The organism is Phycicoccus jejuensis, assembly GCF_000720925.1.
GTDB lineage: Bacteria > Actinomycetota > Actinomycetes > Actinomycetales > Dermatophilaceae > Phycicoccus > Phycicoccus jejuensis.
This window is the reverse complement of record NZ_JOEE01000002.1, coordinates 307,960-321,686: the sequence shown is the minus strand read 5'-3', so window position 1 is coordinate 321,686 and position 13,727 is coordinate 307,960. Positions and strand designations below refer to the sequence as shown.

Genomic DNA, 13,727 nt, shown 5'->3' with positions numbered 1-13,727 from the left:
GCGGAAGTGGTCGCCGGAGCAACCACGTCCGCACTCGACTCCGATGGGGCGGGGGTCAGCGGGGGCCGGCCACCGACGCCAACGTGCCGCCGGCCCGGTCGAGCCAGCCGACGTAGACGCGGGTGTTGCTCCCGCCCCGCCGGTCGAGGTCGACCGTGATGCCGCGCTCGGTGGCGCCGCCGATCGTGACGGTGCGGGACCCGATGGTGCCCTTGCCGTCGACGACGTAGACGTGCGCCGTCCCGGCGGCGTTGGCGTGCAGGCGGACCCACGCGGTGTCCTTCGAGGTCGAGACGCGCTCGACCCATCCGGCGCGCTGCGGCGCGCTCGCGGGGCCACCGGCCAGCGGCACGTCGTTGCGCACCGCCTGCTCGAGCGACGGCGGGCTGTCGAGCGACGACAACGCCGTGCGCGGGATCACCGGCTCCGGCGCCTCGGTCGGACGGTCAGCCGGCGGGGTGTAGCCCGGCAGCGTCGCGACGCCCCAGCGGTACGGGTCGCCCTGCACGCCGCCCCAGGTCGACCAGCCGATGCGGGTCTGGCCGGTCTTGTCCTGGGTGTCGGAGTCGTAGACGAACAGGTCGAGCCCGAGGTGCTCGGGGTCGACCGCGCCGGGGAGCTCCGACATCGGGATGGACACCTCGACGGTGTAGCCGTCGTACGGCTCGTCCACCGTCGACGCCACCTTCATGCCGGGAGCGGTCTCGGCCGCCGGGCCCTGGTGGTTGTCGGCGTCGCGCAGGCCGCACGCCGGACCCTCCGCCGTGGCGGGGAGGACGGCTGCCTTGAACGTCGTCGAGGTGTTCTCGCTGTCGCCCCGCGGGTCGATCGCGATCTCGACCGAGTCGGTGCGCCAGTGCCGCTTGCAGTCCGCGGTGTCGAGCCGGGTGCCGAGCACGTCGTCGGTCACGTGCACGAGGACGTTGAGCGTGTCCTCGTGCCAGGCGACCTTCGCCGTGGCCGAGCAGTCGGCGGCCGAGGAGCAGGCCGTCCCCTCCCAGAGGCGGGAGATGTCGATGGCCTCACCGGGGTACTCGCCCGGCGACTCGGTGCCGTCGACCACCGGTGCGGCGGAGGCCTCCTCGATCGTCGTGGTCGGGACGATCTCGAGGGCGCCACCGGCCGTCGAGGTGCCCGCCCGGGTGGTCGTGACGATCCGGTAGGCGTAGTCACCCGCCGCGGCGCCGGGGGTGCCGCCCTGGTTGGAGGTCGGGAGGGAGGCGTCGGTGTTGGTGACGGTGAACGTCACGCTGCCGTCCGCCCCGGCCGCCAGCGGCCCGTAGTCGGCGCTCGCCGGCTCGGCGGAGAAGCCGTCGGGCAGCTCGAGGGCCACCGTGCCGGCATCCGGGCGGGTGCCGTTGTTGTGCAGGTCGACCCGCACCTCACGGCTCTTGCCGGAGGCGATGGGCAGGACCGGCGTGACGGTGCCGCTCAGCTGGGGCTCGTCGGCCGTCGCCGGGGCCCACCGCTCGAAGTCGGCGACCTGGGGCAGCAGCTGCTGGCGCGCCGAGACGGTCGGGACGACCTCGACGACGCGGTCCGAGTAGCCGGACCCGACCTTCGTCGAGAGGCGGGCGGCGACGCGCGCCCGCTGGCCGGCGTCGGCGTCGGCCGCCGGGGTGACCGTGAACGTGCGGGTGATGGTGCGCCCGGGCTTCACGGTGCCGAGGTCACGTCGGCCGGTCGCGGTCCAGCCGTCGGGCAGGTCGAGCCGGACGGAGGCACCCGGCAGGGCGCGACGGGGCGCCGTGACGGAGACCGTCGCCTCGAACGACCGGCCGGGCAGGACGCCGAAGCGGTCGGTGTCGACGCGCAGGCCGGTGCCCAGCGGGACGGTGCCCGGTGCGTGCACCTTGGACCCGGCGAGCGCCGACCAGGAGCGCTGCGCCGCAGCGGTGCCCGGCTCGGCGAACGGCACGCGCGAGTCGACCTGGCGGAAGACGTCGCAGCCGATCTTCGTCGGGTCGGTCGGCACGTCGGGGAAGCCGGCCCAGCCCTGGGAGGCGTACTGGCGCTGCGCGTCGCGCTCGACGGCGGCCCAGGTGCGGCCGTCCGGCGAGGTGGCGCCGGCCCACACGCCGTAGACCGTCTGGGTCGGGTCCTTCGGGGCGAGCTGCGCCATGCACTGCTCACCGGTCGGGGCGGTGGCCGACCCGCGCATCATCAGCTTGTCGGGCGAGAACGGCCGCAGGCCCTCCGTGCGGATCTGCTCCGGGTAGCGCGTCGGGTCGCCCGCGGCCGCGAAGGCCTCGGTCGCGAGGCGCGCGGCCTCCTGGTGGTTGCCGTGGTTGCCGGGAGACGGCGCGGGGTCCATCGTGAAGAGGATCTCGGGGCGGGTCTCGCGGATGACCCGGACGACCTTGCCGAGGACCTCGTCGTGGTCCCAGACCTCCTGGGTCAGCGGGTCGCTGACGGTGTAGTAGAAGTCGACCTCGTCGAGGTTGAAGATGTCGGTGATACCCGCCCGACCGACGGCCGAGCGCTCCTCCTTCTCGCGCAGGAGGCCGAGCGGCGGGCCCTCCTCGGGGCCGACCGCGTTGCCGCCGCCCTCGCCGCGCGTCACGGTGACGACGCCGGTGCGCAGGTGGTTGTCGTGACCCCACTGCCCGTAGGCCGACAGCGAGCCGGCCTCGTCGTCGGGGTGCGCGCCGATGAACAGCGCCCCGAGGTCGACCGGCTTCCCGGCGGACGTCGTCGAGGTCGGCGGGCGCGAGGAGTGTCCTCCGCCGTGGTGGTCACCGGACGTGGTCGCCGCGGCGGCCCCCGCCCCGGTGAGCGCGAGCGCGACGGTGGTGGCGAGCGTCGCCACCCTCCGCGCGGACGCGCGTGGTCTGCTGACGTGCGTGGTCATCGTTGACCCCAATCCCTGTCGGTGGTGCGGAATCCCCTGCCCTACTCCCGGACTGCTCCTTCGAGCATCCCGGCGATGAAGTGGCGCTGCAGGAACAGGTAGAGCACGACCACCGGGGTCGCGACGATGCAGGCACCGGCCGCGAGGAGGGTGAAGCCCTGCGTGTACTGCCCCTGGAAGAACGCCAGCCCGAGCGGCGCGGTGCGCAGCGACTCGGAGACGACCATGACGAGGGGGACGAGGAACTCGTTCCACGTCCACATGAAGGTGAGCACGGTGAGCGTGACGACCGCCGGCCGGGCGAGCGGCACGAGCACCTGCCAGAGGATGCGCCACGTCGAGGCGCCGTCGAGCCGGGCGGCCTCGACGACGGACCGGTTCGCGGAGCGGAACCAGGCCCGCATCCAGAAGGTGCCGAACGCCACGGACTGCGCGACCTGCGGCAGCAGCAGCGCCCAGATGGTGTCGGTGAGCCCGAGCGCGCGCAGGTCGTAGTACAGCGGCACGAGCACGGCCTCGCTCGGCATCATGATGCCGACGAGGAAGACGTAGAACAGCACCGTCGCCCCGCGGAAGCGCATCGTGCCGAGGGCGTAGCCGGCGAGGAGCGAGAAGACGACGCTGACGACGACGACCGTGCTCGAGACGAGGAGGCTGGTGCGCAGGTAGCTGCCGAACCGGCCCTGGTTCCAGGCGGTCACGAAGTTCTCGGGGTGCAGGCCGAGGACGCCGGCGCCCACGGTGCCGCCCGCGGCGTCGTCCGGCCCGAGGGCCGCGACGACGACCCCGAGGATCGGCCACAGCGCGAAGACGGCGAAGGCCGCGAGGATGACGTAGTTGGTGGCGCGCTCGGCGCGGGAGACGCGCATCAGCGGTCCCGCTCCGCGATCCGGGTGATGCCGAACGAGATCGCGAAGATGATGACCGTCAGCACGACGGCGATGGCGGCGGCCGACCCGACACGCCCCTGCTGGAAGGCGCGGTTGTAGACCTCGTACGACGGCACCGAGGTGCTCGTGCCGGGCCCGCCTCGGGTCGTCACGTAGACGAGGTCGAAGGTGCGCAGCGCCGCGATCACGGTGAGCGTCAGGGCGACCGCGATCTCGCCGCGCAGCGCCGGCAGCGTGACGACGAAGAACTCACGCACCGCGCCGGCGCCGTCCAGCCGGGCGGCCTCGTAGAGCTCGGTGGGGATCTTGCCCATCCCTGCGAGCAGCAGCACGGTGACGAGGCCGATCTCGAACCACGTGCCGATGAGGCCGACCGCCGGCAGCGCGGCGGTGTAGTCGCCGAGCCAGCCGCGGGTCAGGGCGTCGAGACCGATCGCCGACAGCAGGTCGTTGATGCTGCCGTCGGGCGCGTACATCCGGCGCCAGGCCACGGCGATGACGACCATCGCGACGACCTGCGGCAGGAAGACGACGGTGCGGAAGAAGGCGAGGCCGCGGACCTTGGCGCGCCCGAGGACGGCGGCGAGCACGAGGCCGACGACGAGCGGCAGCAGCGCGTAGAACGCGATGAGGACGAGGGCGTGCCCGAAGGACGCGCGCAGGGCCGGGTCGCCGACGACCTCGACGTAGTTGTCGAGGCCCGCCCAGGTCGCCAGCGTGTTGCCGTTCCAGTCGTAGAGCGAGATCTGGACGGCGCGCAGGAGCGGGTAGAGGAGGAAGGCCGCGTAGACGAGGAGCGCCGGCAGGACGTAGAGCCAGCCGACGGCGCGCGGCTCCCCGGGGGGCCCGCCGCGGCGTCGGCGGCGGGTCCCCTCGGGGGTGCGGGCGCGGCTGGGTGCCGCGGTCGCGGTGTCGCTCATCCGTTCTGGGCGACGAAGTCGCCGTAGTCCTTCTGCACCGTCTCGAGGAACTGCTCGGGCGTGGCCTTCTTCGCGAGGAGGTCCTGCAGGGCCGCGCCGAGGGTGTCGGACATCGTCGGCGTCGCGTAGTCGAGGTACGGGACGAGCGAGTCGTCGTCGACGGCGGTGCCGAAGGCGGTGAACACGTCCTGCCCGATCGCGCTCGGCGCCTTCTGGTCGGCGGTGTCGGCGACCGGCAGGTTCTCGGTCTTCGCGAGGACGCCCATCGCGTCCTTGTTCGTGATGAAGTCGATGTAGGCCGCGGCGGCGTCGGGGTTCTTCGTCTTGCTCGAGACTGCCCACGGGATGCCCGTGCCGCCGGTGGCGACGGGCGCCTGCTGGGCCTTCGGCGGCAGGACGAAGGTGACGTCGTCGCCCATCGCCTTGCCGAGGTCGGCCTGCAGCCAGGTGCCGGCGATGAGGTAGGCGCCGGTGCCCTTGCTGAACTGCTGCCAGGCGGGGTCGTAGCCGAGGCCGTTGACGTCCTTGGAGAAGTAGCCCTTGTCGACCCAGTCGACGAGCGTCTGCGCGGCCTTCGTGTTCTCGGCGGTGGTCCAGCTGCCGCCGGACTGGCCGAAGCCGAGGGTGCGGATCTGGTCGGCCGGCGTGGTCTGCGCCTGGACGGTGCCGAAGACGTGGATGGCGGGCCACTTGTCGAGGTTGCCGAGGACGAGCGGCTGCTCGCCGGCGTCCTTGACCTTCTGGAGGCTCGCCTCGAAGCCGGCCCAGTCCGTCGGGACCTCGGAGAGACCGGCCTTCGCGAGGACGGCCTTGTCCGCGTAGACGCCGACGACCTCGCCGACCTGCGGCAGGCCGTAGAGGTTGCCGGTGCCGAAGGTCTTGCCGTCGGGCGAGTAGCTCGAGTACTTGCGGACCGACTCGGGGTAGCGGTCGGTCCAGCCGTAGGCGTCGGCGTAGCGGTCGAGCGGCAGGAGCTGCCCGGCCTGGACGAACTTGCCCATGTCCGGGCGCCCGTTGTTGGCCTGGAAGACGTCCGGGGCGTCGTTGCCCGAGAGGGCCAGGCCGAGGGTGGTCTTGAGGTCGTCGAACGAGCGCGAGACGCGCTTGAGCGTGATGTTCGGGTACTTCGCCTGGAACTCCTTGTTGAGCTCCTCGATCTGCGCGGCCTGGCCGCCGCGGACCTCCTGGTCCCAGACGGTCAGGGTGACCTGGCCGAGCGACGCGGGGTCGGTGTTGACCGTCCCGGTCGGGGCGGCGCTGGACCCCGTGCCGTCGCTGCCCGACCCGGGGGTGCAGGCGGTGAGGGCCAGGGCGCCCAGGGCGCCGACGGCGATCAGGCGGGTGGTGGGTCGTCTCCTCATGCGGGTGCTCCTCGGTGGATGACGGTGCCGCGGGGGTATCCCTCGACGTCGACGTGGCGGGCGATGGTGGCGGTGGCGCGGCGCCCGGCGCCGACGGGGACGTCCTGGACGAGGTCGTCGAGGAACGCGTACCGGCGGCGGACCGAGCGGTGGTAGCTGTCGGTGGCCTCACCGTCGCGCAGGTGGTGCCACCAGTCGGCGATGTCGCCCCAGCCGGGGGCGGCGAGCGAGCCGCCGAAGTGCTGCACGGCGAGTGCCGAGCACAGCGCGGCGAACGAGATGCGCTGCTGGAGAGGCCACTCCGCGAGGGTCCCGAGGACGACGGCGGCCCCGAAGACGTCACCGGCGCCGGTGGGGTCGAGGGCGTCGACGCGCAGCGCGGGGACGACCGCCTCCTCCCCGGTGCGCGAGTCGATGGCCAGCGCGCCCTCCTCGCCGTTGGTGACGACGGCGAGCGGCACGAGGTCGGCGAGCGCGTAGAGCGCCTCGCTCGGGGTGCGGGTGCGGGTGTAGGCCATCGCCTCGACGGCGTTGGGCAGGAACGCGTCGCACGTGCCGAGCTGGTCGAGCACCGTGCGCGGCCACGTGCCGCTGGGGTCCCAGCCGACGTCGGCGAACACGAGCGCGCCCTGCGCCCGGGCCTTCTCGACCCACGTCGGCTCGTCGGCGTCGACGAGCAGCCGGTCGGGTGCGAGCTCGGCCATGACGGCGCGGCTGCGCGGTGGCTCGCCGATGAGCGCGGTCGCGTCGAGGGGCGGCGGGTGGCCGTGGCTGACCATCCCGCGGTCGCGGGCGACGGCCATCGAGACGGTGACCGGGGAGTGCCAGCCCTCGAAGCGGCGCGAGCGGGAGAGGTCGACGCCCTCCTCGTCGGCGAGGGTCTCCCAGCAGAAGTCGCCGTAGGCGTCGTCGCCGAACGCGGCGGCGAGCGAGGTGTTGAGGCCGAGCCGCCGCGCGGCGACGGCGAGGTTCGCGATGCCGCCGGGGCACGAGCCCATCCCCGTGGCCCAGACCTCCTGGCCGCCGTCGGGCAGCGCCTCGAGGCCGGTCATGATGATGTCGAGGAAGACCGTGCCCCAGACGAGGACGTCGATCTGCGGGGCGTCGTCGGCCCGCTGCACGGCGAGCGGGTCGAAGGCCGGGGACGGCACGGCGGGCTCCTCGGGTCAGCGGGGCGGTCGAAGGGCCAAGCATGCACCCGACGACGGGGTCGGACAAGCAGTCGGTGCACACAATTCTTCATCCGTGATCATGACGTGACGAAATCTGATCGGTACAGTGACGGCATGCGAGCGGCCCGGCAGCGATCCATCGTCGGTCGCCTCCGCGCGCGCGGGGTCGCCTCGACCGAGGAGCTCGCCGAGCTGTGCGGGGTGTCCGTCGCCACGGTGCGGCGCGACCTCATCGAGCTCGAGCGGCTCGGCTCCCTGCGTCGGGTGCACGGCGGCGCCGTCCCGACGAACGTCGCCGACGCCGACGCGCTGCGCGGCTTCGCCGAGGTCGCGGCCACCGACGCCGCGGACAAGGCGGCCGTCGCCCGGCGGGCCGCCGCGATGGTCGCCGACGGCGACTCGGTCGTCCTCGACATCGGGACGACGACGATGTTGCTCGCCCGCGAGCTGCGCGGCCGGCACGTCACGGTCGTCACCGCGAGCCTCGCCGTCCTCGACGTCCTGCGCGACGACGACGCCGTCGAGCTCATCCTCCTCGGCGGCATCGTCCGCCGGACCTACCACTCGCTCGTCGGGTCGCTCACCGAGGACGCGCTGCGCCAGGTGCAGGGCTCGTACGTGTTCCTCGGCGCCAGCGGCGTCCGGGCCGACGGCACCGTGCTCGACACGACCGCGGTCGAGGTGCCGGTCAAGCGCGCCCTGCTGCAGGCCGGTGACACCTCGGTGCTCCTCGTCGACCGGCACAAGATGCCCGGCACCGGCTCGCTGCGCGTCTGCGAGGCCGGCGCCGTCGACCTCGTCCTGACCAACGAGGGGGCCGACCCCGCGACCCTGGCGGCCTGTCGGGCCGCCGGCACGGAGGTGGTGCTCGCATGAAGCTCGCGATGCTCGGCGGTGGGGGCTTCCGGACCCCGCTCGTCTACGGCGCCCTGCTGCGCGACCGGCACGAGCGACGGGTCGACGAGGTGTGGCTGCACGACGTCGACGAGGAGCGGCTGGCCGCCATCGGGCGGGTGCTCGCCGAGATGGCCGACGGCGACCCCGACGCCCCCCGCGTCCACACGAGCACCGACCTCGACACCGCGCTCGAGGGCAGCGACTTCGTCTTCTCGGCCATCCGGGTCGGGGGCCTCGAGGGTCGCACGGCCGACGAGCGCGTCGCCCTCGACCTCGGGCTGCTCGGCCAGGAGACCACCGGCCCCGGCGGCCTCGCCTACGGGCTGCGGACCGTCCCCGTCGCGCTGCACGTCGCCGAGCGCGTCGCCGCGGTCGCCCCCGACGCGTGGGTCATCAACTTCACGAACCCGGCCGGGATGATCACCGAGGCGATGCAGTCGGTGCTGCACGACCGCGTGGTCGGCATCTGCGACAGCCCGATCGGGCTCGCGCGCCGGGCCGCTGCGACGCTCGGCATCGACCCGGCCCGCACGACCGTCGACTACGTCGGGCTCAACCACCTCGGCTGGCTGCGCGGCCTGCACTTCGACGGACGCGACGTCCTGCCCGACCTCCTCGCCGACGACGCCGCGCTCGCCTCGATGGAGGAGGGGCAGCTCTTCGGGCTGGACTGGGTCCGCACGCTCGGGGTCGTGCCCAACGAGTACCTCTACTACTACTACTTCACCCGCGACGCGGTCCGCTCGATCACGGCGGCGCCGCAGACCCGCGGCGAGTACCTGCTGGACCAGCAGCAGGGCTTCTACGCGTCGCTGCGCTCCGGAGGGCCCAGCGGCCCGGGCGGGTCCGGTGCGCTCGCCGAGTGGGACCGCGTGCGGATGGAGCGCAACGCCACCTACATGCAGGAGGCGCGCGGCGAGGACGAGGAGCGCGACGAGGCCGACGTCCAGGGCGGCGGCTACGAGGGGGTCGCGCTCGCCATCATGGCGGCGATCTCCCGCGGCGAGCCGGCCGAGCTCATCCTCAACGTGCGCAGCCGGGGCACGGTCCCGGGCCTGCCGGACGACGCGGTCGTCGAGGTCCCCTGCACCGTCGACGCCTCCGGCCCCCGGCCGCACCCGCTGCCGCCGCTCACCGGGCACGCGCTCGGGCTCGTCGAGCAGGTCAAGGCCGTCGAGCGGCTCGTCATCGCGGCGGCCCGCACCGGCTCCGAGCGCGACGCGGTGCAGGCCTTCGCCCTGCACCCCCTCGTCGACTCCGTCACCGTCGCCCGCGAGCTGCTCGCCGGCTACCGGTCGCGCATCCCCGCGGTCGACGCCGTCTTCGCGCGCGGTCGCTGAGGCCGGGTCCGGGCCACCCGCCTCGTAGCATCGGCCGGGTGGGAGACCGACGATGAGCCCGCGCCGCCGGGCGTTCCTCGCGGGGGCGCTCGCCGTCGTCGTCCTCGGCGTGCTCGCGCTCGTGCTCGTCCCCCGGCTGGCGTCGGACCCGGCCGACACCGCCGCCGGCCCGGTGCTGCTCGTCCCCGGGTACGGCGGCAGCACCGCATCGCTCGCCCCGCTCGTCACCGCCCTGCGCACAGCGGGTCGCGACCCGCGCGTCGTCGAGGTCGGGGACGGCACCGGTGACCTCGCGGCCCAGGCGGCCGCGGTCGGTCGGGCCGCCGACGCCGCGCTCGCCGAGGGCGCCGCGTCCGTCGACGTCGTCGGCTACTCGGCCGGGGGTGTCGTCGCGCGCGTGTGGGTGGCCGGCGAGGGCGCCGGGGTGGCCCGACGCGTCGTCACGCTCGGGTCGCCGCACCACGGCACGACCGTCGCCGACCTCGGCGCCCTGCTCGGCGGGGCCTGCCCCACGGCCTGCCGCCAGCTCGCCGAGGGCAGCGACCTGCTCGCCGGCCTGCCCGAGACCCCCGGCAGCGCCCGCTGGACGAGCATCTGGACCCGCGACGACGAGACCGTCACCCCGCCGGACTCGGCCGTCCTCGCGGGCGCGGAGGACGTCGAGCTGCAGGCGGTCTGCGCGGACGCGCGGGTGACCCACGGCGGGCTGCCCGGCGACCCGCTCGCGGTGGGCGTCGTCCTGCGCTCGCTCGGCCGCACCGCCCCGGACGCCCCGCCCACGAGCGCGGACTGCGCGGCCCTGCGGGGGGCCGGCGCCGGGGCGCTCGGCGGCTGACGCGGCTCAGCTCGTGACGTCGCGGGTCGTGAAGTTGGCCCACGCCGCGCCGAGGAAGACGAGCACGTACCCGGCCTGCACGAGCGCGCCGACCTGGAGGTCGTGCCACGGGATGGGGTCGCGGAACAGGTCGACCCACGCCAGCCAGTACCGGGTCGGCAGGTAGTCGCGGACCGAGCCCGCGGCGTCGAGCGTCACGAGGACGGTGCTGCTCACGAGGGCGGCCAGCCCGCCGAGGGCCGCGCCGAGCGAGGAGTCGGTGAGCGTCGAGAGGAAGAGCGAGATGGCCGCGAGCCCGACCATCGACCAGCCGATCGAGAGCACCATGACGCCGGTGCGCCACGCGAGGTCGGTCGGGGTGAGGGCGGTGCCGGAGAGCGTGGTCGTCGTCAGCTGCCCCGAGTTGCCCAGCAGCGAGATGCCCGTGACGTACCCGACGACCGCCACGGCGACGACGGCCAGCAGCGTGTACGCGACGACCGACACGAGCTTGGCCGCGAGGAGCCGGGTGCGGCCCACCGGCCGGACGAGGAGGTAGCGCAGCGTCCCGGTCGACGCCTCGCCCGCGACCGCCTCGCCCGCCTGCACCGCGACGGCGATCGGCAGGAAGAACGGCAGGACGATGCCGAGCGCCGCCGCCGGGTAGAGCGCGCCGTTGCCGAGGACGGCGGCGAGCAGGGTCGGCCCCTGGCCCGGCCGGGGCGCGATCCCGGTGACCGCCAGGAAGACCGCGACGACGACGGGCAGGAGGCAGAGCAGCCCGATGCTCACCCAGGTGCGAGGACGCGAGACCAGCTTGCGCAGCTCGACCCGGATCACGAGGTCAGCTCCAGCACCGACCCCTCGAGCGTGCGTCGCTCGGGGGCGGCCTCGAGGACGGCGACGTCGGCCCGCACGAGCCGCGACGTCGCCTCGGCGACGCTCGACCCCTCGAGGACCAGACGGCCGGCGGGCTCCCCGGTGCGTCGCCGGTCCGGTGGGGGCACCCCGAGCGCCCGCGCCGCGGCCTCCACGTCGTCGACGTCGACGACCGTGCGGCCCGTCGGACCCCGCAGGGCGTCGAGGTCGTCCTGGGCGACGAGCCGGCCGCGGTGCAGCACACCGACCCTCGTGCAGAACAGCTCGACCTCGGCGAGCAGGTGGCTGGAGAGGAACACCGTCGTGCCGCCCTCGTTGAGGCGCAGCAGGAGGTCGCGCACCTCGGCGATGCCGCGCGGGTCGAGGCCGTTCGTCGGCTCGTCGAGGACGAGCAGCCGCGGCCCCCGCAGGAGGGCGGCGGCCAGCCCGAGGCGCTGGCGCATCCCGAGGGAGTAGGCGCGGACCGGCTTGCGGCCGACGTCGGCGAGGCCGACCTCCTCGAGGACCGACTCGATGCGCCGCCGCCGGCTGCGTCGGGAGCCGACCTCGGCGGCGAGGGGGTCGCCGACGTCACGGGGGCCGGCGGCGTCGAGGAGGCGCAGGTTGGCCCGGGCCGACAGGTGCGGGTAGGCCGCCGGACCCTCGACGAGGGCGCCGACCTGCGCGAGGGCGGCGGCGGCCTGCCGGGGCACCGGGTGGCCGAGGACCTCGGCCTCGCCGCTCGTCGCGTGGACGAGGCCGAGGAGCATCCGCACGGTCGTCGTCTTGCCCGAGCCGTTGGGCCCGAGGAAGCCGTACCGGTCGCCCGGCCGCACGAGCAGGTCGAGGCCGTCGACGGCCGTGACCCGCCCGAAGCGCTTCGTAAGGCCCCGCGTGGCGACGGCGGGGGTGTCGGGGCTGGGGTCGGTCACTGGTCCTCCCGGAACGGGGGTGGTGAGGCGAGCGGGGCGGTGGCGACCTCGTCGAGCAGCGCGGGTTCGACGAGCCCGGCCACGACGTAGGCGTGGAAGCGGTCCTCGCCGCGGACGAGCTCGACGTTGAGCAGGCTCGAGCCGATGCGGACGACGGAGCCACCGGGCAGCTCCTCCTCGACCGAGCCGGCGCGCGTCGCGTTGCCGACGACCTCGCGCGCCACGCGGCCGGGCAGCGGCAGCACGAGGACGCGGGTCAGTCCCGTGCCGTAGGTGCTCGCGCCGTCGAGGACCTGCGTCGACGCCGGGAGGCCGGCGAGCTCGTCCGGCAGGTCCCACGGGGAGCGCTGCGCCACCCGGGCGACCAGGTCGGGGGCGGAGTCCAGGGAGCGTCGCGCGGTCGGCGGCGACGGCGGGTCGAGGACGTCGGCGGGGGGCCGTCCGGTGCGCACCCCGCTCACCTCGCTGACGAGGGCGTCGGCCCCGCCGCGCGCGGTGACGACGACGCGCAGCGGCAGGCCGGTCTCGCGGTCGACCCAGACGTCGGCGCGGGCGAGGGTGCTGCGGGCCGAGGCGGGGACGACGCGCAGGCCGTCCGTGGTGCGTCCGTCGATGCGCTGTGGGGGCAGGGCGGACAGGCGGTCGTCGGGTCCGACGGCGGACAGCAGGCGGCGGCCCGCGCTCGGTGCGACGAGGTCGTCGGCCCGGGGCAGGCGGACCGACGGGTCGCCGGTGACGGTGGCGAGCCGCCGGCTGCCGTAGTCCCACGTCGTCGTCGAGGTGGCGAGGCCGTAGGTGTCGCGCTCACCGGCCGCGTCGACGGTGTCGACCCGCCAGCGCCGCGGGCCGTCCCACCAGATGCGGGTGCGGGTCGTCCCGCCGAGGAGCGTCGCGAGGTCGCCGAAGCCGCCGACGTCCGGCAGGGCCAGCCCGCCGCGGCTCTCGCCGACGGCGGTGTAGGCGACCGAGGCCGACGCCAGGGCCCGCTGCCGCACCTCCGCCGGGGTCGTCGTCGCCGCCCCGACCGCCACGGTCGACCGGAGGACGGGCACCGCGGCGAGCATCCCGACGAGCACGCCGGTCGCGGCGACGACGGCCGCCCACCGCCGCCGCGCGTCACGACTGACGACGGTGCCCATACGGCATCCTCACCCGGGAACCGGCCGGGGACAACGTGTCCGATCGTCCGTCCACCGGCGCCGTCCAACCGTGCCCGCCCCGGCACCGCTTCTCGCACCGCCTTCTCCGCGCGACCTGCGCAGGTCCGGGTGCGACCGCACGCGGACCCGCGCAGGTCGCCACGAGGAGAGGCCGGACCCGTGCACGCGCCGCGGCGGCCGGCCGGGTCGGTCAGGTGCGCTGCTGCACCGTGACCGGGTGGTCGGGGTGGCGGCGCAGCCACTCCGCCGCGAACGGGCAGTCCGGCCGGACGGCGCGGCCCTCCGCGGCGAGCTCGTCGAGCGCGGTGCGCACGAGCGCGCCCCCGACGCCCTGCCCCTCGAACGCCTCGCCGACGCCCGTGTGGACGAGGACGACCGCCGAGCCGTCACGGCTCTCGCGCCACACGAGCTCGCCGGCGACCTGCCCGTCGACCCGGGCCACCCACGCGTGCTCGTTCCTGCTCACCTCGACGTCGGCCACGCCGCACCACCTCCTGCGCCCATGCTCGCACCTCCGGGCCGGACGACGCGC

Annotated in this window: 12 protein-coding genes; 3 read left to right on the top strand and 9 right to left on the bottom strand. The window is 74.9% G+C overall.

Translation table 11 applies throughout. From position 1 onward, the window contains the following. Nucleotides 1-55: 55 nt before the first annotated feature. From IG69_RS0105465 to IG69_RS0105445, 5 genes are read right to left on the bottom strand one after another with little or no spacing between them, the layout of a single operon-like run. Nucleotides 56-2,851 carry a sugar-binding protein gene (locus tag IG69_RS0105465; RefSeq protein WP_051750253.1) on the bottom strand — a complete coding sequence of 932 codons (2,796 nt, stop codon included), beginning with the start codon at nt 2,849-2,851 and terminating at the stop codon, nt 56-58. 41 nt (nt 2,852-2,892) lie between these two features. Next, on the bottom strand, nt 2,893-3,720 hold the full coding sequence (locus IG69_RS0105460; RefSeq protein WP_030527165.1) for a carbohydrate ABC transporter permease: 828 nt from the start codon (nt 3,718-3,720) through the stop codon (nt 2,893-2,895). Continuing rightward, nucleotides 3,720-4,661, bottom strand: a complete 942-nt coding sequence (locus IG69_RS0105455) for a carbohydrate ABC transporter permease (protein ID WP_030527164.1) — start codon at nt 4,659-4,661, stop codon at nt 3,720-3,722. Before IG69_RS0105455 ends, IG69_RS0105460 begins: the two co-directional genes overlap by 1 nt. Further along, nucleotides 4,658-6,022 carry an extracellular solute-binding protein gene (locus IG69_RS0105450; RefSeq protein ID WP_030527163.1) on the bottom strand — a complete coding sequence of 455 codons (1,365 nt, stop codon included), beginning with the start codon at nt 6,020-6,022 and terminating at the stop codon, nt 4,658-4,660. Before IG69_RS0105450 ends, IG69_RS0105455 begins: the two co-directional genes overlap by 4 nt. Beyond that, a complete protein-coding gene (locus IG69_RS0105445; RefSeq protein WP_051750252.1) occupies nt 6,019-7,173 on the bottom strand; it encodes a PfkB family carbohydrate kinase in 1,155 nt (384 codons plus the stop codon). Before IG69_RS0105445 ends, IG69_RS0105450 begins: the two co-directional genes overlap by 4 nt. A gap of 135 nt (nt 7,174-7,308) precedes the next feature. Here IG69_RS0105445 and IG69_RS0105440 point away from each other — a divergent pair, with 135 nt between their 5' ends. Genes IG69_RS0105440 through IG69_RS0105430 form a run of 3 tightly spaced genes read left to right on the top strand, consistent with a single transcriptional unit; the run spans nt 7,309 to nt 10,266 of the window. Then, the gene (locus IG69_RS0105440; protein ID WP_030527161.1) at nt 7,309-8,070 is read left to right on the top strand and encodes a DeoR/GlpR family DNA-binding transcription regulator; all 762 of its coding nucleotides are present in this window, start codon (nt 7,309-7,311) and stop codon (nt 8,068-8,070) included. Continuing rightward, a complete protein-coding gene (locus tag IG69_RS0105435; protein ID WP_030527160.1) occupies nt 8,067-9,431 on the top strand; it encodes a 6-phospho-beta-glucosidase in 1,365 nt (454 codons plus the stop codon). The genes IG69_RS0105440 and IG69_RS0105435 overlap by 4 nt, the downstream gene beginning before the upstream one ends. Before the next feature lie 52 nt (nt 9,432-9,483). Continuing rightward, complete coding sequence (locus tag IG69_RS0105430; RefSeq protein WP_030527159.1) at nt 9,484-10,266, top strand: lipase family alpha/beta hydrolase; 783 nt, start codon at nt 9,484-9,486, stop codon at nt 10,264-10,266. Between the two features lie 6 nt (nt 10,267-10,272). Here IG69_RS0105430 and IG69_RS0105425 read toward each other — a convergent pair whose 3' ends face one another. The 4 genes from IG69_RS0105425 to IG69_RS0105410 form a co-directional block, all read right to left on the bottom strand. Next, nucleotides 10,273-11,085: an ABC transporter permease gene (locus tag IG69_RS0105425; protein WP_030527158.1), complete on the bottom strand. Its 813-nt coding sequence runs from the start codon at nt 11,083-11,085 to the stop codon at nt 10,273-10,275. Further along, the gene (locus IG69_RS0105420; RefSeq protein ID WP_030527157.1) at nt 11,082-12,035 is read right to left on the bottom strand and encodes an ABC transporter ATP-binding protein; all 954 of its coding nucleotides are present in this window, start codon (nt 12,033-12,035) and stop codon (nt 11,082-11,084) included. Before IG69_RS0105420 ends, IG69_RS0105425 begins: the two co-directional genes overlap by 4 nt. Next, a complete protein-coding gene (locus IG69_RS0105415; protein ID WP_051750251.1) occupies nt 12,032-13,174 on the bottom strand; it encodes a LolA-like protein in 1,143 nt (380 codons plus the stop codon). The genes IG69_RS0105420 and IG69_RS0105415 overlap by 4 nt, the downstream gene beginning before the upstream one ends. A gap of 211 nt (nt 13,175-13,385) precedes the next feature. Continuing rightward, nucleotides 13,386-13,676 carry a GNAT family N-acetyltransferase gene (locus tag IG69_RS0105410; protein WP_030527155.1) on the bottom strand — a complete coding sequence of 97 codons (291 nt, stop codon included), beginning with the start codon at nt 13,674-13,676 and terminating at the stop codon, nt 13,386-13,388. Nucleotides 13,677-13,727: the final 51 nt, after the last annotated feature.

Coding starts and splice junctions, on each gene's coding strand:
- IG69_RS0105465 (WP_051750253.1), bottom strand. CDS start 2,851: ATGACCACGCACGTCAGCAGACCACGCGCGTCCGCGCGGAGGGTGGCG.
- IG69_RS0105460 (WP_030527165.1), bottom strand. CDS start 3,720: ATGCGCGTCTCCCGCGCCGAGCGCGCCACCAACTACGTCATCCTCGCG.
- IG69_RS0105455 (WP_030527164.1), bottom strand. CDS start 4,661: ATGAGCGACACCGCGACCGCGGCACCCAGCCGCGCCCGCACCCCCGAG.
- IG69_RS0105450 (WP_030527163.1), bottom strand. CDS start 6,022: ATGAGGAGACGACCCACCACCCGCCTGATCGCCGTCGGCGCCCTGGGC.
- IG69_RS0105440 (WP_030527161.1), top strand. CDS start 7,309: ATGCGAGCGGCCCGGCAGCGATCCATCGTCGGTCGCCTCCGCGCGCGC.
- IG69_RS0105435 (WP_030527160.1), top strand. CDS start 8,067: ATGAAGCTCGCGATGCTCGGCGGTGGGGGCTTCCGGACCCCGCTCGTC.
- IG69_RS0105430 (WP_030527159.1), top strand. CDS start 9,484: ATGAGCCCGCGCCGCCGGGCGTTCCTCGCGGGGGCGCTCGCCGTCGTC.
- IG69_RS0105415 (WP_051750251.1), bottom strand. CDS start 13,174: ATGGGCACCGTCGTCAGTCGTGACGCGCGGCGGCGGTGGGCGGCCGTC.